The 19,171-nt window shown below is 73.2% G+C and carries 17 protein-coding genes; 9 read left to right on the top strand and 8 right to left on the bottom strand.

Annotation, left to right across the window (positions count from 1 at the left end; translation table 11 throughout):
- Positions 1–3 precede the first annotated feature (3 nt).
- The 3 genes from OG406_RS27865 to OG406_RS27875 all read right to left on the bottom strand — a co-directional run bounded on the left by OG406_RS27865 (position 4) and on the right by OG406_RS27875 (position 2,757).
- Positions 4–1,326, bottom strand: coding sequence for a hypothetical protein (locus tag OG406_RS27865; protein WP_239155561.1), 1,323 nt, complete (start codon positions 1,324–1,326; stop codon positions 4–6).
- Between the two features lie 364 nt (positions 1,327–1,690).
- Positions 1,691–2,176, bottom strand: a complete 486-nt coding sequence (locus tag OG406_RS27870; protein ID WP_385628268.1) for a MazG-like family protein — start codon at positions 2,174–2,176, stop codon at positions 1,691–1,693.
- A gap of 35 nt (positions 2,177–2,211) precedes the next feature.
- Entirely contained in the window at positions 2,212–2,757 is a 546-nt protein-coding gene (locus OG406_RS27875; RefSeq protein WP_081216939.1) for a DoxX family membrane protein, read from the bottom strand.
- A gap of 132 nt (positions 2,758–2,889) precedes the next feature.
- On the opposite strand from OG406_RS27875, the gene OG406_RS27880 reads away from it, so the two are divergent.
- Both OG406_RS27880 and OG406_RS27885 read left to right on the top strand, forming a co-directional pair.
- Positions 2,890–3,216 (top strand): hypothetical protein, encoded by a 327-nt coding sequence (locus OG406_RS27880; protein WP_081216938.1) that lies wholly within the window; start codon positions 2,890–2,892, stop codon positions 3,214–3,216.
- A 111-nt stretch (positions 3,217–3,327) separates the two neighbouring features.
- Positions 3,328–4,320, top strand: a complete 993-nt coding sequence (locus OG406_RS27885) for an aldo/keto reductase (protein ID WP_329188384.1) — start codon at positions 3,328–3,330, stop codon at positions 4,318–4,320.
- A gap of 228 nt (positions 4,321–4,548) precedes the next feature.
- Here the strand turns inward: OG406_RS27885 and OG406_RS27890 are convergent, their stop codons facing one another.
- Together OG406_RS27890 and OG406_RS27895 are read right to left on the bottom strand one after the other, a co-directional pair.
- Positions 4,549–5,322, bottom strand: coding sequence for an ABC transporter ATP-binding protein (locus tag OG406_RS27890; protein WP_329188385.1), 774 nt, complete (start codon positions 5,320–5,322; stop codon positions 4,549–4,551).
- A gap of 98 nt (positions 5,323–5,420) precedes the next feature.
- Positions 5,421–6,887 carry an ABC transporter permease gene (locus OG406_RS27895; protein WP_329188387.1) on the bottom strand — a complete coding sequence of 489 codons (1,467 nt, stop codon included), beginning with the start codon at positions 6,885–6,887 and terminating at the stop codon, positions 5,421–5,423.
- A 386-nt stretch (positions 6,888–7,273) separates the two neighbouring features.
- Here OG406_RS27895 and OG406_RS27900 point away from each other — a divergent pair, with 386 nt between their 5' ends.
- Positions 7,274–8,464 (top strand): D-alanyl-D-alanine carboxypeptidase family protein, encoded by a 1,191-nt coding sequence (locus OG406_RS27900; RefSeq protein WP_329188389.1) that lies wholly within the window; start codon positions 7,274–7,276, stop codon positions 8,462–8,464.
- 391 nt (positions 8,465–8,855) lie between these two features.
- On the opposite strand, the gene OG406_RS27905 is transcribed toward OG406_RS27900, so the two are convergent.
- The gene (locus OG406_RS27905; protein ID WP_329188390.1) at positions 8,856–9,632 is read right to left on the bottom strand and encodes an SDR family oxidoreductase; all 777 of its coding nucleotides are present in this window, start codon (positions 9,630–9,632) and stop codon (positions 8,856–8,858) included.
- A gap of 145 nt (positions 9,633–9,777) precedes the next feature.
- Here OG406_RS27905 and OG406_RS27910 point away from each other — a divergent pair, with 145 nt between their 5' ends.
- Positions 9,778–11,424 (top strand): alkaline phosphatase D family protein, encoded by a 1,647-nt coding sequence (locus OG406_RS27910; protein ID WP_329188391.1) that lies wholly within the window; start codon positions 9,778–9,780, stop codon positions 11,422–11,424.
- On the opposite strand, the gene OG406_RS27915 is transcribed toward OG406_RS27910, so the two are convergent.
- Complete coding sequence (locus OG406_RS27915; protein ID WP_164373118.1) at positions 11,411–12,439, bottom strand: Gfo/Idh/MocA family protein; 1,029 nt, start codon at positions 12,437–12,439, stop codon at positions 11,411–11,413. The genes OG406_RS27910 and OG406_RS27915 overlap by 14 nt on opposite strands.
- A gap of 81 nt (positions 12,440–12,520) precedes the next feature.
- Between OG406_RS27915 and OG406_RS27920 the strand changes: the two genes are divergently transcribed.
- The 3 genes from OG406_RS27920 to OG406_RS27930 all read left to right on the top strand — a co-directional run bounded on the left by OG406_RS27920 (position 12,521) and on the right by OG406_RS27930 (position 16,320).
- The gene (locus OG406_RS27920) at positions 12,521–13,897 is read left to right on the top strand and encodes a multidrug effflux MFS transporter (RefSeq protein WP_266848821.1); all 1,377 of its coding nucleotides are present in this window, start codon (positions 12,521–12,523) and stop codon (positions 13,895–13,897) included.
- Complete coding sequence (locus OG406_RS27925; protein ID WP_266848823.1) at positions 13,843–15,024, top strand: serine hydrolase domain-containing protein; 1,182 nt, start codon at positions 13,843–13,845, stop codon at positions 15,022–15,024. The genes OG406_RS27920 and OG406_RS27925 overlap by 55 nt, the downstream gene beginning before the upstream one ends.
- Positions 15,025–15,327: 303 nt before the next feature.
- The gene (locus tag OG406_RS27930) at positions 15,328–16,320 is read left to right on the top strand and encodes a small ribosomal subunit Rsm22 family protein (protein WP_329188397.1); all 993 of its coding nucleotides are present in this window, start codon (positions 15,328–15,330) and stop codon (positions 16,318–16,320) included.
- Between the two features lie 78 nt (positions 16,321–16,398).
- Here OG406_RS27930 and ddaH read toward each other — a convergent pair whose 3' ends face one another.
- Positions 16,399–17,220: a dimethylargininase gene (gene ddaH, locus OG406_RS27935; protein ID WP_443067114.1), complete on the bottom strand. Its 822-nt coding sequence runs from the start codon at positions 17,218–17,220 to the stop codon at positions 16,399–16,401.
- Positions 17,221–17,597: 377 nt separating this feature from the next.
- On the opposite strand from ddaH, the gene OG406_RS27940 reads away from it, so the two are divergent.
- The gene (locus OG406_RS27940) at positions 17,598–18,251 is read left to right on the top strand and encodes a TetR/AcrR family transcriptional regulator (protein WP_239155565.1); all 654 of its coding nucleotides are present in this window, start codon (positions 17,598–17,600) and stop codon (positions 18,249–18,251) included.
- 181 nt (positions 18,252–18,432) lie between these two features.
- Entirely contained in the window at positions 18,433–19,170 is a 738-nt protein-coding gene (locus OG406_RS27945; protein WP_164373122.1) for a bifunctional DNA primase/polymerase, read from the top strand.
- Position 19,171 lies beyond the last annotated feature (1 nt).

The following is a 19,171-nucleotide window of genomic DNA, read 5'->3' on the forward strand; positions in this document are numbered from 1 at the left end:
AGCTCAGTTGGTGACCGTGAACCAGGTCGCCCGGGACTTCTGCCACTCCGGGTGGTCGAGGTCCTTCGCCTCGGTGCCGTCGCCGTACAGGTCGGCCGAGCCGTCGTCCGTGATCAGCTGGGCGCGGGCGCCGGACACGCTGAGATCGGGGACGTCCACGACCGCCTCCCAGCCGCCGGGGTCCGAGGTCGGCAGGTCGAGACGCTTGACCGGGGCGTGCGCCGCGTTGCCGTCCCAGGAGTAGAGCGCGTACGGGTCGGAGTTGTCGTCCGCGGCCCAGGAACCGGCGACGATCAGGTACTGGTTCGACGCGTTCTTACGGATGTCACGGATCGCCAGACCGCCGAGGTCGAGCTCGATCGGCGTGCCGAAGACCGCCTTCGAACCGCTGCTCAGCACCTTGTCGAAGTTGGTGACCGGCACGATGAGCGCCTTGCCGCCGGGAACCGCGGGAGCGAGCGGTGCGCGGAAGCCGAGGTAGGCCGTGGTCGTCGAGCCCGGCGCGAACTCCAGACCCTCCACGTTGAACCCGTCGATCTGCTTGGGGATCTGGCCGTCCTCGGTGCCGTCCGCGAAGCCGTAGCGGTCGCCGTTCGCCTCGTCCCAGGCGACGAGGTCGTCCCGCAGCTTCTTGTACGAACGGCCGTAGGTGAGGTTGGTGGAGGCGCCGGAGCCGGTCACCGTCGTGGTGAACACGGTGTTGCGGTCGGCCTTGTACTCGCCGTCCTTGTTGTTGCCGAGCGAGCCCGTCCAGTAGATCGTGTCGCCGACGCGCGTGGCGCCCTCGATGTCGATCTCCTTGGACACGCCCGCCTTGGAGCCGAAGTCCCAGGTCTTGACGGGCGCGCCCGACGCCGAACGGTCGTACAGGCGGAGCGTGTTGGACTCGTCGTCCGCGACGACCGCGTAGCCGCCGCCGACGTCGACCGCCGCCGAGGCGTCGCTGGAGCCGGTGAAGTAGCGGGTGTCCGTGGGGTGTTGCACGGACGCCGAGGCGGCGTAGTGCAGCGTCTTGGTGACCTTCTTGCCGTCGACGCCGGTGACCTGCACCGTGAGGTCCGTGTAGCCCAGGCCGCGCGCGGCGACCGCGACCTTGCGGGTGGCGCCCGTGCCGCTGACGGTGGCGTCGGTGGTGGTCGCCACCGAGGTCTTGCTGCTCTTGGTGACCGTGACGGCGAGCGCGCCGGCGTCGGCCCCGCTCTGCGCGACGGTCACGTTCACGGTCGGATCGCCGGTCGCGCCCACCGCGCCCGACAGATACGTGGCCGACAGGGAGAGGCTCGGCGTGCCGTAACTCGCCGCGTGTGCCTGGCTTCCCAGCCCCATGGCCGCGAGCGTCAGCACGCCGCCGATGACGGCGGTCGTCCGGCGGCCTCTGGGGAAAGCGTTGTCCTGCACGGGGGCCCTTTCGTCGACGCGATGTCGACGAGAAGGCTGTGCGGCGTCCGCCAACTCCCGGCTGCGCCGCGCTGTCCGGGAGGTGAACAGATGCGGTCACCGAGGACGCGGCCCAAGGGCACCCCGGAGCCGACCGCCAACTCCCCTGCCTCGTAGGAAGGGTGGAGGCGGAGCGGGAGGGGTCGGCGGAACCCGCCGGACGGTGGGGGAGCGAGGCGAGAGCGGCGAGTGCCGGGTGGAGGTGAGGGGAGAGCGGCGAGTGGAGGGTGGGCGCGCCGGGTGGGGAGCAGGGTCAGGGGCCCGCGTCGGACTGGGGCGGCCCCGCGGCCGGTTCGGGGGCCGGTTCGGCGTCAGGAGAAGGGTCCGGACGCAGGGAGCGGTCCGTCACCGAGGCGAGGTGCTCCGCGAACACCTCGCGCGCGTCGGGCGCGAGTTCCCGCAGCGCCACCATCGCCGTGATCATGACATCGCACAGTTCCGACCGGACGTCGTCCCAGGTGTGGCTCACGCCCTTGCGCGGGTTCTGGCCTGTCGCGCCGATCACCGCCTGGGCGACCTCGCCGACCTCCTCCGACAGCTTCAGCACCCGCAGGAGGAGCCCCTCCCGGCCGCCGTGCGCCCGGTTCGCGGTCAGCCAGCCGTGCAGCCGGTCGATCGCCTCCCACGGGTCCGGTGGGCCCGCCGTGGTGCCGGCGGTGCCCGCCGGGCCCTCCGGGCGGGCACGGTTCGTCGGGGCGTCACGGTCCATCGGGTCGTCGTCACGGTCCTGGTCGGCCATGGGAGCAGCCTCCCCCGCGGCGGACCGGCCGACTCCTACTCCTCGAACAGGGCTTCCTGCTCGCCCTGCTGCGCCGTGCGGAGCCGGCTGTTGCGGGTGCCGATGACGACGGCGGTGACCGCGGCCGTGACACCGAGTGCGATCGGCACCATCCAGCCGCGGTTCACGGCGTGGCCCAGCGCGTGGTCGACCGACAGCCGCCCGGGGCCCGTCACCGCGAGACCCGCCGCGGCCAGTCCGAGCGACGCCGCGTACTCGTAGCCGCCGGACTGCGCGAAGAACCCGTTCGGTACATGCACCGCGGCCGCTCCGGCCATCGCCCCGGCCGCGGCGGCACCGGCCGCCGGGGTGGCGAGGCCGAGGGCGAGGAGAGCGCCGCCGCCCGCCTCGGCGAGGCCCGCCGCCGTGGCGCTGGCCTTGCCGGGGGAGTAGCCCATGGCCTCCATGGCCGCCCCCGTCCCTTCGAGGCCGCCGCCCCCGAACCAGCCGAAGAGCTTCTGCGCTCCGTGCGCGGCCAGTGCGCCGCCCGTGCTCAGACGGAGCAGCAGCAGTCCCAGATCACGCCGGTCGAAACAGGTCACGGTGACTCCCAGTGCAGACAACGGCAACGGTTCCCTCCCGGGTCTCCACCGTCGCACCGATCACACGCGCCCGGTGTTCCCGCGCGGCCGTTCGGGTGGCGGGCTCCGGGGACCGGTGTGAGTCTGCTTGCCATGACGATTCAGGTAGCGAAACTCAGCGACCCGGCCGTCCGGGCCTTCGTCACCGCCGTGAACGCGCACGACCGCGACGCGTTTCAGTCGGTCCTCGCGCCCGGGGCCACCATGTCCGACGACGGCTCCGACCGGGACGTCGCCGACTGGACCGACCGGGAGATCTTCTCCTCCCGGGGCCACATGGACGTCGACAACGAGTCCGCCGGCGGCCGCTCCCTCGTCGTGCGGTACCGCAACGACGCCTGGGGCGAGATGAAGACCAAGTGGACGTTCACCGTGGACGACGGCGGCCGGATCAGCCGCTTCGAGACCGGCCAGGCCTGACCGAGGCCGGCCGGGGGACGCCGGTCGGACCCCGGGAGGTCCGGCCCGGGCCGGACCTCCCGCCCCGTGGGCTTGTGTTCGCGTGCGCTCCAACTCCTAGCGTCCCTGGGCATGGAGAGCTTCGGGAACAGGACACTGGGAAGCAGCGGCATCGAGGTGAGCGCGCTCGGCTTCGGCTGCTGGGCCATCGGCGGTGAGTGGGCGACGCCGGGCGGGCAGCCGCTCGGCTGGGGCGCGGTCGACGACGAGGAGTCCGTACGGGCCGTCCGCCGCGCCCTCGACCTCGGCGTGACCTTCTTCGACACGGCGGACGCGTACGGGGCCGGGCACAGCGAACGGGTGCTGGCGCGGGCCCTCGGCAAGCGACGGGCCGACGTGGTCCTCGCCACCAAGTGGGGCAACGTCATCGACGAGGACCACCGGCTCCTCACCGGCGCCGACGACTCCCCGGCGTACGCCCGACGCGCCCTCACCGCCTCGCTCCGCCGCCTGGACACCGACTGGATCGACCTCTACCAGCTGCACCTCTCCGACGCCGAACCCGACCGGGCCGCCGAACTCCGTTACACCTGCGAGGAGTTCGTGCGGGAGGGACTCGTCCGGGCCTACGCGTGGAGCACCGACGATCCGGAGCGTGCGGCGGTCTTCGCCGAGGGCGAGCACTGCGCGGCCGTGCAGCACCGGCTGAACATCCTCCAGGACGCCCCCGAACTCGTCGCGTTCTGCGAGGAGTCGGGGCTCGCGAGCATCAACCGCAGCCCGCTGGCGATGGGGTTGCTGACCGGCCGCCACACCTCCGGCCGTTCCCTCGCCGCGGGCGACATCCGCAGCGCGCCGCCCGCCTGGCTGCCCGGATTCACCGGCGAGGGCGGCGCCGACCCGGAGTGGCTGGCCCGGGTGGACGCCCTCAAGGAGATCCTGACCAGCGGCGGGCGCACCCTCGCCCAGGGAGCCCTCGGCTGGCTGTGGGCCCGCAGCCCCCGGACCGTGCCGATCCCGGGCTTCCGCTCGGTCGCCCAGGCCGAGGAGAACGCGGGCGCGATCGCCCGAGGGCCGCTCACCGCCGCCCAGATGACCGAGGTCGACCGGGTGCTCGGGCGGTGAACGGCCCCACGGGTTCCCACGCGAGAGTGCGGGCGCCGGACGTCCGGTCTCCCTGTACGACCCCGAACTGCCGCTCGTAGACGCACGGTTCCCCTGTACGACCCCGAACCATCGGGTCGTGGAGGTCTGTTCCCCCTGCGCGACCCCGTACGGCCGGGTCGTCCAGGGGGAACGGGGCGGTGCCCTGCGGCGCGTACGGCACCGCGGCGGCGTCCCGGGCGCGTACGCCTACGGGACGGCGGGCTGGGAGTCGTACGGCTGCTGCGCCGGCTGCGGTCCCTCGTGGTCCTGCCGGGCCGAGTGCCGCGGGGCCGCGCGGCGCGCGCCGCCCTGCTCGGTCAGGGTGATCCGGCCGGCCCGGATGGTGGCGAGGCGCGGCGCACGACGGGCGATGGACGAGTCGTGGGTGACCATGACGAACGTCAGCCCGTACTCGTGCCACAGTCCTTCCAGCAGGCCCATGATGTCGTCGCGGGTGCCCTCGTCGAGGTTGCCGGTGGGCTCGTCGGCGAGCAGCACCTTCGGTTTCTTGACCAGCGCGCGGGCGATGGCGACGCGCTGCTGCTGGCCGCCGGACAGCTCGGTCGGGACGTGCGCGAGCCGCTCGCCGAGTCCGACCGAGCGGAGCGCCTCGGCGGCCCGCTCGCGCCGTTCGGCGGGCTTCACGCCGAGCGGGACGAGGGCGGTCTCGACGTTCTCCTGGGCGGTCAGCGTCGGGATGAGGTTGAACGACTGGAAGATGATGCCGATCTTCTCGGCCCGCAGCCGGGTCAGCCTGGCCTCGCTGATGGAGGCGAGGTCCACGCCGTCCAGCTCGACGCGGCCGGAGGTCGGCCGGTCGAGGCCGCCGATCATCTGGAGCAGCGTCGACTTGCCGCCGCCGGTGGGGCCCTGGATGACGAGCTGGTCGCCGTCCTCGATGGCGAGGTCGACGCCGCGCAGCGCCTCGACGGTCTCCTTGCCCCGCGTGTAGCGCTTGGTGACGCCGGTGAGTTTGTACATGAGGTTCTCCGAGGGTGAGGGGTGGGGCGCCGCGGCCCGGGGGAGTGGACGCGGCGCCCCGGCTCTTGGGGTGTGGCCCGGGGTGTGGCCGGGAGCGGTTACGCGACGCTGCGCAGCGCGTCGGCCGGGCGCATCCGCGAGGCGCGCCAGCCGCCCATGGCGCCGGCGATCAGGCCGCCCGCGATGGCGAGGCCCGCGGCCAGCGCGATGGTGGTGACCGAGACCGGCGCCGAGAGCGCGATGTCCACGGTGTTCTTGGCCGCGGAGGCGGCCTGCCGGCCGGGACCGCCGCCACCGGGACCGCCCATCCCGCCTCCGCCGCCGGTGGAGCCGAGCTGCGCCGTCAGCTTCGGGCTGATCGCGGTGACGACGGCCGCCGCGCCGACGCCGAGGGCGATACCGAGGGCGCCGCCGAGCAGGCCGTTCACCATGGACTCGCCGACGACCTGCCGGGTCACCCGGCGGGAGGGCCAGCCGAGCGCCTTCAGGGTGCCGAACTCGCGCACCCGGCGGGAGACGGCGGACGAGGTGAGCAGCGCCGCCACCAGGAACGCGGCGACCAGGACGGCGATCGACAGCCACTTGCCGACGCTGGTCGCGAGGTTCGAGGCCGTCGACAGCGAGCCGGAGACGGTGTCGGCGAGGTCCGCGGAGGTCGTGACCGTCGTGCCCGAGATGTTCTTCTGGATGGCCGCCTTGACCGTGTCGATCTGCTTCGAGTCGGTGGCCTTGACGTAGATCGTGGTGACCTTGTTCTTCGCGTCGCCGAGCGTCTGGGCCTGCTTCAGGGGCAGGTAGACGTCGGTGGTCGACTCACTGCTGTCGGGCGTCGCGATCCCGATGATCTTGTACGTGGTGCCGGAGATCTTGACGGTCTTGCCGACCGTGTACTTGTTCTCCTTGGCGTACGACGTGGCGAGCACCGCGACCTTGGCGTCGCTCTGCGCGGAGGTGAACGTCGTGCCCGTGGTGATCTTCGAGGTGGCGAGCGGGCCGAGGTCCTGGTGGGTGACGTCGACGCCCGCGACGGAGTACGAGTTCACGTCGAAGGAGGCTCCGCCGCCCTGCACCTGCGGGGTGCCGGTGCCGCCGTTCTGGCCGCCGCCGGGTCCGCCCTGCTGTCCCGAGCCCGAGGTGGAGGACTTCGCCTTGCCCTGGGTGAAGGAGCCGTCGACCTTGGTGACGTTCAGGCTCAGCGCGCCGACCGCGCTCGCGACGCCCTTCTGCGCGGCGACCCGGGTGACGAGCGAGGATTTCAGGGACTGCCCGCCCTGGGTCATCACCCGGTCCGAACTCTGGCTCTTGCCGCTGTCCGCCTTGGCGTCGAAGTCGAATTTCGGGCGGCCCGAGGAATTGCCCGTCGGTGCCGCCTGGGCCTTGGTGACCGTCATGTCGGTGCCGAGTCCGTACAGCGACTTCAGGACCTTGTCCTGTGCCTGCTGCATTCCGGCCGACACCGAATTGACGGTGATGACCAGCGCGATTCCGAGCGCCAGACCCAGGGCGATCACCAGCGCCGCCTTCTTGCGCCGGCTCAGCTCACGCTTGAGATAGATGCCAAACATCCCGTTCCTCAATGGTTCTTGGCGCCCGCTGTGGGCGCGGCCACACGCTAGGGAGGAACCTTTGATCCGGGCTGAGTGGCGGATGTGCGCGAACTGAGAAAACGGGGCCCCACATCATTCTTTGGTCAGACAGCGCATTCCTGGGCGGTGAAGGGGTCATTGACAGGAAAGGCCTGTTGGATGGCGGACGGTCACAGACGGCGGGACCGCCCGCCGCGCTTCTCCCGGTGGGACGGCGGACGGTGCGCGGGCGGGCCCGCGCTCGCCCCCGGGCGGCCCGCTCGCCCCGACGTTCGCGGTGTCTTTGCCGCCCCTTTGGAAGCGGCTTCCCTTCCCTTTGTCACCCCGCTGTCGGGGCCCGCGGAGCGGCTTTGTACGGTCCCGGGATGCGTGATTCTTCCGGGCTCTCCCGCCGTGCCGCTCTGGGCCTCGCCGCCGCCGTGCCGCTCGCCGCCGCGACGGCCGCCACCGCGTCCGCCGCCACCACGATCGGCGGTGCGCGCCTCGGCCGCACCGGGGTCCAGGCGAGCGGCGGCACGGCGCTGCCCAAGCACCTCACGGCCCGCTCCTGGCTGATCGCGGACCACACGAGCGGCCAGGTGCTCGCCTCGTACCGCGCGCACCAGCGCCTCGCGCCGGCCTCCACCCTGAAGATGCTGTTCGCGGACACCGTGCTGGCGAAGTTCGAACGCACCGAGACGCACCGGGTGACCGACGTCGAGATCGCGGACGTCCCCGCGGGCTCCAGCCTGGTCGGCATCAAGCCCGGCATCACCTACACCGTCGAGCAGTTGTGGCAGGGCGTCTTCCTGCGCTCCGGCAACGACGCGGTGCACGTGCTCAGCCACATGAACGGCGGCGTCCCGGCGACGGTCGCCGAGATGCAGGCCAAGGCGAAGGACCTGCAGGCCCTGGACACGCACGTGGTCAGCCCGGACGGATTCGACCACCCGGGCCAGCTGTCGTCCGCGTACGACCTGACGCTGTTCGCCCGGCACGGCCTCGCGAGCGCCGACTTCCGCGGCTACTGCGCGACCAGGACGGCCGATTTCCCGGCCGGCGGCAAGAAGACCTTCCAGATCCAGAACACCGACCGCCTGCTGACCGGCGCGTGGGGTCTGAAGACGTACGACGGCCTGATCGGCGTCAAGAACGGATACACCAGCCACGCCGGCAACACCTTCACGGGCGCCGCGACGCGCGACGGACGGACCCTGCTCGTCACGGTGATGCACCCCAAGAGCGGCGGCAACGGCGTCTACGAGGAAACGGCCCAATTGCTCGACTGGGGCTTCCGGAACGCCTCGGTCGACCCGGTGGGGACGCTCGTCAAACCGATCAGCGAGGGCGGCGCGAGCGCGGCCCCCACGCGCAGGGCGACGGCGAAACCTGCGGCGGGCGCTCCGGCGGCCGCCGCGAAGAGCGACGGCCCGCCCTGGGGGCTGGTCGGCGGGGCCGGGGGAGCGGTCGTGCTGCTCGCCGGGGGCGCGCTGGCGCTGCGCAACCGCCGCCGTCGCCCGGCGGAGGATCAGGCCGACGCGTCCGCCGAGGGCCGCGGGCGTCGCCGCGAGCGCTGACGCGGGACCGCGTGCGCGGGCCGCACAACACAGCACGGCACCGCACAGCCCTGACAGCTGTGCGGTGCCGGCAATGACGGCGACAGCCGCTCCGTGACCCGGTGCTTTCCTCACGCCTGCGCGCGAGGCCCGCCCCCACCCGGACCGCGGAACGACGGTCGCCTCCCCCCTCGGTGCGGACCATCGGTCCTACCGAAGTCTCTTCCTCCGAGTGTGAAGCTCTCGTGGAGGAGGTGTTGAGCATAAGCCCATCACCGGCTCGTATGGTCCGGAGAGTCAGCTTCCGTTTGTGTAGGTTGAGGACTTGACCAGATGCGGTGAACGCTCGGCCCGCTTCCCGCGTACACAGAGGACGGGCCGCCCCGACGGCGACGGCGGGGCGTGGCGCGGGTCAGCCGCGTCCGACGTAGGGCATCGCGGACGCCAGGACGGTCGCGAACTGCACGTTCGCCTCCAGCGGCAGCTCGGCCATGTGCCGCACCGTGCGGGCCACGTCGGCCACGTCCATCACCGGCTCGACCGCGAGTTCGCCGTTCGCCTGGAGCGTGCCGGTCCGCATCCGCTCCGTCATGTCGGTGGCCGCGTTGCCGATGTCGATCTGGCCGCAGGCGATCCGGTACGGACGGCCGTCCAGGGACAGCGACTTGGTCAGGCCCGTCAGCGCGTGCTTGGTCGCGGTGTACGCGATCGACTGCGGCCGGGGCGTGTGCGCCGAGATCGAGCCGTTGTTGATGATCCGGCCGCCCTGCGGGTCCTGCTCCTTCATCTGCCGGTACGCCGCCTGCGCGCACAGGAACGCGCCGTTCAGGTTCGTGTCCACGACGTGCCGCCAGGCGTCGTAGGGCAGTTCCTCGACCGGCACCCCGCCGGGGCCGAACGTCCCGGCGTTGTTGAAGAGCAGGTCCAGCCGCCCGAACCGGTCGCGTACGGCGGTGAACAGGGCGGCGACCTCGTCGGGGTGCGAGACGTCCGTGCGGACGGCGATCGAGGGCGCCTCGGGCACGAGGGCCGCCGTCTCCTCCAGGGTCTCGGTCCGGCGCCCGGCCAGCGCCACCGACCAGCCGGCACGCAGCAGTTCGGCGGCCACCGCGCGGCCGATGCCGGAGCCCGCTCCGGTCACCACCGCGGTCTTCGTCTCCGGGGGATGCGGGTGATTCATGGCGTTCATGGGCCCGCAGCGTACGGGAGGGGCTTTTGACGCGGCCGACATCCGGAACTCATCCCCCCGCCATGTGCCTGTTGTGTACGCGCCAAGCAGCCGTCGATCCTGACCACTCCAATGCCGAGTACCACCACCGTCAGGGGAGGGCCAGATGACACCCGCAGGCCAACAGCACCCGTCGCAGCACGCCCCCGAACTCCGCGCCGTCGCACGGCACATCGGGCGCCGCCGCTTCCTCACCGTCACCGGCGCGGCCGCCGCGCTCGCCTTCGCCGTCGACCTCCCGGCCGCCGGTACGGCGAGCGCCGCCGAACTCGACGCGGCGAGAATCACCGAGAACCCCTTCACGCTCGGCGTCGCCTCCGGCGACCCGCTGCCCGGCTCGGTGCTGCTGTGGACCCGGCTCGCGCCCGCCCCGTACCAGCCCGACAGCGGCCTGCCCGCCGAACGCGTCACCGTCCACTGGGAACTGGCGCACGACGACCGCTTCCGCCGGATCGTGCGGCGCGGCACCGCCACCGCGCACCCCGAGTACCACCACGCCGTGCACGTCGAGGTCGGCGGGCTCGCCCCCGACCGCGTCTTCTTCTACCGCTTCAAGGTCGGCGGCTGGACCAGCGAGACGGGCCGCACCCGCACCGCGCCCGCCCCCGGCGCCCGTGTCTCCGCGCTCACCCTGGCCGCCGTCTCCTGCCAGGCGTACCACGACGGCTACTTCACCGCGTACCGCCACCTCGCCGAGGAGGACGTCGACGTCGTCTTCCACCTCGGCGACTACCTCTACGAGTACGCCGTCAGCTCCGTCGGCGGCGCCCGCAACTACACCGACCGGACGCTCCCCGACCTGTTCAACCACGAGACCCTGACGCTGGAGGACTACCGCCTGCGGTACGCCCTCTACAAGTCCGACCCCGACCTGCGGGCCGCGCACGCCGCGCACCCCTTCGCCGTCACCTGGGACGACCACGAGACGGAGAACAACTACGCCGACGACATCGACGAGAACGACGGCCCGCCGGAGGAGTTCCTGCTGCGCCGCGCCGCCGCCTACCGCGCGTACTGGGAGAACCAGCCGCTGCGCCGCGCGCAGCTCCCGGTCGGCCCGGACGCCCAGCTCTACCGCCGGCTCCGCTGGGGCAGGCTCGCCCAGTTCGACATCCTCGACACCCGCCAGTACCGCTCCGACCAGGCCTACGGCGACGGCTCGCACGTCCCCGGGCCCGAGTCGGACGACCCGGCGCGCACCATCACCGGCGCGACGCAGGAACGCTGGCTGATCGACGGCTGGCGGGACTCACGGGCCCTGTGGAACGTCGTACCGCAGCAGGTCACCTTCGCCCAGCGCAAGCTGGACCTGAACCCCGTCGCCAAGGTGTCCATGGACGCCTGGGACGGCTACCGGGCCTCCCGGCAGCGGATCCTCGCGGGCGCCCGGTCCACCGGGACCGAGAACCTGATGGTGCTCACCGGGGACGTGCACGTGGGGTACGCCTTCGACCTCCTCGACGACTTCGACGACCCCTCGTCGGCGGTCCTCGGCACCGAGATCGTCGCCACCTCGATCACCAGCGGCAAGGACGGCGCCGACCGGCCGGCCAACTGGGCCACCTACACCCAGGCCAACCCGCACCTGAAGTTCTACAACGGGCGGCGCGGCTACGTGACCGTCGAACTGGGCCGGGAGGCGGCGCGGGCCGACTTCAGGACCGTGTCCGCGGTGACGACCCCGGGGGCGCCGGTCACCACCGCCGCCTCCTTCGTGACGGAGGTCGGAGACCAGGGGCTCAAGCAGGCCTGACGTCCGGTCCGCCGGCCTCGCCGGGATAGCGGACGCCGACGCGGTCCCGGATCGTGTCGAGCGTCCGCATCACGGCGAGCGTGCCGTCCAGCGGGACGAGCGGGGACTCCCGCTCGCCCGCCCGCAGCGCGCGCATCACCTCGGCGGCCTCGTGCCGCAGGCTGTTGCGGGGCCCCGCCGACGGCTCCGCACGGAACGTCTGCGGCTCGCGGCCGTCGCGGTGCACCACGAAGTGGTCCGGGAAGAAGAAGCCGTCCGGCACGTCGATGCGGCCCTCGGAGCCGGTCACGGAGGCGGCCACCGGAGTACCGCCGTTGATGGAGCAGTGCACCGAGGCGAGAGCACCGCTCTCGAAGGAGAGCAGCGCACCCGTCTGGAGATCGACGCCCTCCTCGGAGAGCACCGCTCGCGCGACCACGTCCGAGGGTTCCCCGAGCAGCAACTGCGCGAACGACACCGGATAGACGCCGAGATCGAGGAGCGCGCCGCCCCCCTGCGCGGGGTCCCGCAGCCGGTGCGAGGGCGGGAAGGGCCCCGCGAGACCGAAGTCGGCCTGCACGGTGCGGACCTCACCGATCACCCCGTCGTCGACCAGGGTCTTCAGCTGCCGGACCAGCGGATTGCAGTACATCCACATGGCCTCCATCAGGAAGCGGTCGTGCCGCCGGGCGAGGGCGACGAGTTCGCCCGCCTCCCGCGCGTTCAGCGTGAACGCCTTCTCGCACAGCACGTGGCGCCCCGCCTCCAGACACATCCCGGCGGCCTGCCGGTGCGCCGCGTGCGGAGTCGCGACGTACACGACGTCGACGTCCTCGTCCGCCGCGAGCGAGGCCCAGTCCCCGTACGCCCGGGGAATCCCGAACCGTTCGGCGAACGCCTTCGCCGAGGCGTCCGTCCGCGAGGCGACCGCCACGACCTCGGCGTCCGGCATGTCCACCAGGTCCGCCGTGAACGCCGCGGCGATCCCGCCCGTCGCCAGAATCCCCCACCGCACGCGTTCGCGCTCGCCCGTCATGCCCGCACCTCGATCTGTGACCCCGAACACGCTGTTCGAACTGAGAGCATAGGGGGCGCATCACTCGGAGAGGGAGGGCACATGCCCGAGCGTGGCCGCACCACGCGGGAACAGGAAAGCCCGCACGGGCACATACCGGACGCGACCGCCGCGGACACCGCACCGGTGCCCGCCGCCGAACCCCGGCAGGCCCGGGGCCGGACGGCGCGACCGGCCGCGGGCCCGGGCTCGGCCGGCCGCACCGGACTCCTCGTCACCCTCGTCCTCGGCGGGCTCACCGCCACACCCCCGCTCGCGATGGACATGTACCTCCCGTCGCTGCCCGAGGTCACCGGAGCCCTGCACGCGCCCGCGGCGACGGTGCAGCTCACCCTCACCGCCTGCCTCGCGGGCATGGCACTCGGCCAGCTCGTCGTCGGCCCGATGAGCGACCGCTGGGGCCGCCGGCGCCCGCTGCTCTCCGGACTCGCCGTGTACGTCGTCGCCACGGTGCTGTGCGCGCTCGCCCCGACCGTCGAACTCCTCGTCGCCTTCCGCCTCGCCCAGGGCCTCGCGGGCGCGGCCGGCATCGTCATCGCCCGCGCCGTCGTGCGCGACCTCTACGACGGCGACGCCATGGCCCGCTTCTTCTCCACCCTCATGCTGATCTCCGGGGTCGCCCCGGTCGTCGCGCCGCTCATCGGCGGACAGATCCTGCGCGTCACCGACTGGCGGGGCGTCTTCGTGGTCCTCACCGCCGTCGGCATCGCGCTCACCGCGGTCGTCTGGGCGAAACTCCCCGAGACGCTGCGGCCCGAGGACCGGCACGTGGGCGGCGTCGGCGAAGCGCTGCACGCCATGCGCGCGCTGCTCGCCGACCGGGTCTTCGCCGGCTACATGCTCGCCGGCGGCTTCACCTTCGCGGCCCTGTTCGCCTACATCTCCGCCTCCCCGTTCGTGATCCAGGAGATCTACGGCGCCTCCCCGCAGACGTTCAGCCTGCTCTTCGGCGTGAACTCCGTCGGCCTCGTGATCACGGGCCAGATCAACGGCAAGGTGCTGGTCGGCCGGGTCCCGCTGGAGAAGGTCCTCGCCACCGGCCTCGCCCTCGTCGTCCTCGCCGCGACCGCGCTGCTCCTCATGTCCACCGGCGTCTTCGGGAACGTCGGACTCGTCCCCGTGTCCGCCGCGCTGTTCGTCCTGATGTCCGCGATGGGCCTCGCCCTGCCCAACACCCAGACGCTCGCCCTCATGCGGGTACGGCACGCGGCCGGTTCCGCCTCCGCGCTGCTCGGCACGACCTCCTTCCTCATCGGCGCGGTCGCCTCACCGCTCGTCGGCATCGCGGGCGAGCACACCGCCGTCCCGATGGCCGTCGTCCAACTGGCGGCCGTACTGGTGGCCGTCGCCTGCTTCGTGGGACTGTGCCGTCCCCGGCGCACGGGGCCCACACCGGACGGAAAGGCGGCGGACAGCTGAGCGCTCCGAGACTGCGGATCGACACACCGGAACGCGCCGGACTCGACGCCGGAGAGCTGCGACAGCTCGCCGGCGAGGTCCGCGCCCTCACCACCGGGCCCGACCCGTGGGCGGCGGGCGTCGTGCTGGTCGCCGGGCGCGGCCCCGTCATCGCCGTCGAGGAGGCGGCGGGATGGGCGGTCCGCTACGCGGCCTACGACGAGAAGACCGACGCCGGGACCGAGCTGGCGGCCGGGGCCCGTGTGCCGGCGACCGTGCACACGCCCTTCGACCTGGCCTCGCTCACCAAGCTGTTCACGGCGGTCGCCGCGGTGCAGCAGCTGGAGCGCGGCACCCTCGGCATCGACGCGCGGGTCGGCGCGTACCTGCCCGAGTTCCGCGGTGTCCGCGAGCACGGCGTCACCGTACGGCAGCTGCTCACCCACACCTCCGGGCTGCGCCCCGAACTCCCGCTGTACGACTGCCCGGACGACGCGACCCGGCTGGCGATGCTGCGGGCCGAGGCCCCCTCGTCCGAGCCGGGGGAGTACCTGTACTCCGACCTCAACCTGATCCTCCTCCAGTACGTGCTGGAGCGGGTCAGCGGGCGGTCGCTCGACGTCCTCGTCCGGGACGGCATCACCCGCCCGCTCGGCATGAACGCCACCGCCTTCGGCCCCTGCCCGGGCGCCGCCGCCACCGAGGACCAGCGCCGGCCCTGGGGCAAGGCGGACCGGGGCATGCTGCGCGGGGTCGTGCACGACGAGAACGCCTGGGCGCTCGGCGGCGTGGCCGGTCACGCGGGCCTCTTCTCCACCGCCCGCGACCTGGCGGTCTTCTGCCGCACCCTGCTCGCCGGCGGCAGTTACGGTCCCGCGCGCATCCTCGGCCCCGACTTCGTCGAACTCCTGCTGACCCCGCCCGGCCTCGGATTCGCCCTGGACCAGCCCCGGTTCATGGGCGCCCTCGCGGGCGGCGGCGCGGCAGGCCACACCGGCTTCACCGGTACGTCCCTGGTCCTCGACCCGGTGACGGGCACCTTCCTGGTCCTGCTCGCCAACACCGTCCACCCACGCCGCCGCCCGCCGGACAACACCCCCCGCGCAGCAGCGGCAACCCGCCTCCGCCGAGCGGTACGCGGCACCTGAGCCTCCGCACGCCGCCGACGGCGCGGGGCGCATCGCTACCGCGTGCCGCCGACGGCGGGGAGGTCGCACGGGCGAGCCGAGGTTGTCGGGTGACAGTCACGGGTGGTGCGCGGGCGGGGAGAGGGCCCGGCCGGAGGCCGGGGACGGTTGGCCACCGCGTGCCGCCGACGGCGGGGAGTCCCCACGGGCGAGCCGAGGTCGTCGGGTGACAGCCACGGGTGGTGCGCGGGCGGGGAGACGCCCCAGGTCGGGGAAGAGCGCCCGTGCTACGGGCGACCCGCCGTACCTGAGAGAATCGGCCCCGTGAACGCCCCCCAACCCACCGCCGACACCCTGCGCAGCGCCCTCGCCGGCCTGCTCGACGGTCTCCCGCCGAAGGCCGCCGCACAGGCGGTCGAGCGGCTGATCGTCAACTACCGGGGGACCACCCCGACGCACGCGCCGATCCTGCGGGACCGCTCGGACGTGGCGGCGTACGCCGCGTACCGGATGCCCGCGACGTTCGAGGCGGTCCGCGCGGCCCTCGACGCGTTCGCGGACGCGGTACCCGGCTGGGCGCCGGGAAGCCATGTGGACGTCGGCGGCGGCACGGGCGCGGCGACCTGGGCGGTGAACGCCACCTGGGAGGGCGCCCGCCCGGTGACCGTGCTCGACTGGGCCGAGCCCGCGCTGGCCCTCGGCCGGGAGATCGCCGCCGCCAACCCCGAACTGACCGGCGCCACATGGCAGCGCTCACGGATCGGAGCGGCGCTCACCATCGAGAGCACCGATCTCGTCACGGTCTCCTACGTGCTCGGCGAACTGACCGAGGACGACCGCGCCTCGGTCGTGGACGCCGCCGCGAGCGCCGCACAGGCCGTCGTGATCATCGAGCCGGGCACGCCCGACGGCTACACCCGTGTCCTCGCCGCCCGCGACCGGCTGATCGACGCCGGCTTCCACGTCGCCGCCCCCTGCCCGCACAGCGCGGCCTGCCCGATCGTCCCCGGCGAGGACTGGTGCCACTTCTCCGCCCGGGTCGCCCGTTCCTCCCTGCACCGTCAGGTCAAGGGCGGCTCCCTGCCCTACGAGGACGAGAAGTTCAGCTACGTCGCCGCGACCCGCTTCCCGCCCGAGCCGGCGCCCGCCCGCGTCGTGCGCAGGCCCCAGATCCGCAAGGGCCAGGTCCTGCTCGACCTGTGCGGACCGGACGAGTCCCTCCACCGGGAGACGGTGACCAAACGCCACGGCCCGCTCTACAAGGCGGCCCGGGACACGGACTGGGGCGACGCCTGGCCGCCGCCCGAGGAGGCCTAGACCCCGCCCGGAAGCCCGGGCCGCGCACCGGGAGGGCCGCGAGGACCGGCAGAGCGGGCGGATCGCGGGGCTCGCGGCTCACCCCCGGAGTTCCTGCGTGCAGCACTTCACGCTGCCGCCGCCCTTCAGGAGTTCGCCGAGGTCGATGCCGACCGGAGTGAAGCCGCGGTCGCGGAGCGGGCCGAAGAGACCGGCCGCCTCCTGGGGGAGCAGGACGTTCAGGCCGTCCGAGACCGCGTTCAGACCCATCGCGGCGGCGTCCTCGTCGGTGGCGGTCAGCGCGTCCGGGAACAGCCGGCGCAGCACCTCGCGGCTGCCGGGGGAGAACGCCCGCGGGTAGTACATGACCTCGTCCGTCGTGTCGTCGAGGACGGCGAGCGCCGTGTCCAGGTGGTAGAAGAGCGGGTCGACGAGGTCCAGGCCGATCACCGGACGGCCGAAGAACTCCTGCGCCTCACCGTGCGAGAGCGGGCTCGCCCGGAAGCCGCGGCCCGCGAGGACGTACGAGGCGGTGACCGCGAAGTCGCCCTCGCCCTCGTTGACGTGGACGGGCTCCAGGACCTCGGCGAACCCCCGGGCGCGGAACCACTCCAGGTGCGCCGCCGCCTCCGGCGCACGCTCCCGGAAGGCGAACCGGGCACCGAGCACCCGGCCGTCCACGACCGTCGCGCCGTTCGCCGCGAAGACCATGTCCGGCAGGCCGGGGCGGGGGGCGAGTTGCTCGACGGTGTGGCCGAGGGAGCGGTAGCGGTCGCGGAGGTCCTCCCACTGGGCGAGCGCGAGCGGCACGTCGACCGGCTTGGCGGGGTCCATCCACGGGTTGATCGCGTACGTGACGTCGAAGTGCACCGGGGGGCACATGAGGTAACGCCGGGGCGTGGCACGACGGAGAGGGTGCAAGGAAGGCTCCTTACGCAACCGCAGGGGCAGTTGATGCTCATGGTGCGCCGTGCGCCCCTCCGCCGCCCGCAGGCGGACGGGTGGTGTCCGCCGTCCGCGTCACGGGCGCCCCGCCCGGCCGCCGGAACGCCCGCGGGAAACGCCACGGGACCCCCGCCCGGGACGCCCGGGCGAATCCCGGCCGGGGGTACAGCGCGTACATCGGAACCCCGACCGTGCGGCCCGCCGCAACGCCGATCGCAACGCCGACCGGAACGCCGGCCGGAACCGCGACCGGGGCCCCCGTCGGAACCCCCGCCGCGACGTCCGTCCACGGGTGCCCGCCGGACGCGAGACGCCCCGTATCGCGGTCCTGGTAGGTTCGCCCCATGGCCGAGATGCCCAGCTCCAGCCCCGATTCCGCCCCGGCACCCGGCCCCGCCGGGCGGCCCGCCCCCGACGCCACCCGGCGCAGCGAGAAGTCCCGCCGCGCGATCTTCGCCGCCGCCCTGGCCCTGGTCGGCGAGAGCGGCTACCCGAAGACCACGATCGAGGGCATCGCGGCCCGGGCCGGGGTCGGCAAGCAGACGATCTACCGGTGGTGGTCGTCCAAGGCGGAGGTGCTGCTGGACGCCTTCATGGACCTCGGCGAACAGGCCGCGCGGGCCGCGGGACAGGAGCCGTACACCCTCCCGGACACCGGCGACCTGGCCGCCGATCTCAAACTGGTGCTGCGCGCCACCGTCGACGAGCTGCTCGACCCCGCCTTCGAGGTGCCCTCCCGCGCCCTCGCCGCCGAGGGCCTGGTGAACGACCGGCTCGGCGCCGAGTTCGTCGCCAAACTGCTCGAACCCCAGCTCCAGCTGTACGTCCGGCGCCTGCGCTCCGCCCAGGACCAGGGCGAGGTCCGCCCGGACGTCGACCCCCGGATCGCCCTGGAACTGTTCGTCTCCCCGCTCGCCCAGCGCTGGCTCCAGCGCACCGCCCCGATCACGTACGACTACACGGACACCCTCGTCGACTACGCCCTGCACGGTCTCGCCCCGCGCTGACGGTCCCGTCACCCTCCGAGCGGCCCGTAAATCGTCATACATCATGCGATAACACCTGATCAGGGCCCGGCGAACGCATCGCCCCACCTACCCCGGTTGTCGGCTCCGGCCACCCGGGGCGCAGGATGGTGGGACCATGGGCAAAGGACGACGAGTGCACTACGGCTTGGCGAGGGGATAGATGAGCGCAGAGTTCGGAAGCCGCCCCGGCGCGCAGGGCAGGATCTCCCAGTGGCTGCGCGGACGCCGGCCCAAGCCTCCCGCGGAGACGTCCGACGCCCGGCGTGAGGCCCTGCTGCTCGCCGCCGCGGACGCGGGTCTGCCGCTCGCGCAGGCCGCGTACCCCGCGGGCCACCGCTGCTCCTGCGACCGCGTCGGCTGTCCCACACCCGCGCGTCACCCCGTCTCCTTCGCCTGGCAGACGCAGTCCACCACCGACCGCGCCCAGATCGAGCGCTGGGCCCGGCACCAGCCGAAGGCGAACTTCATCACCGCGACCGGCATGACGCACGACGTGCTCGACGTGCCGCTGGAGGCGGGCCGTGAGGCGCTGGAGCGGATACTGGCCGCCGGCGTCGACGTCGGCCCGGTCGCCGAGACCGGCGACGGCCGCATGCTCTTCTTCACCCTCACCCGCGGTACGCCCGAGGACGAGGACGAGTGGTGGCCCTGCGAGCTGGACTGCCACCCCGAGACGATGGACGAGCACCCCGGGTTCCGCTGGCACTGCCGCGGCTCGTACGTCCTGGTGCCGCCGGCCCAGCTGCCGGGCGGTCTGAGCGTCGACTGGGTGCGCGGTCCCGAGCACCCGCTGCCCGACCCGCTCACCCTCCTGGAACACCTCACGGACGCGTGCGCCCGCTACGCCGGGGAGAACGGCGGCGCGGAGCGGCTCGCCGCCTGGCCTCACCGGGGCTGAT

This window comes from Streptomyces sp. NBC_01428 (genome assembly GCF_036231965.1).
In the GTDB taxonomy this organism is placed as follows: domain Bacteria; phylum Actinomycetota; class Actinomycetes; order Streptomycetales; family Streptomycetaceae; genus Streptomyces.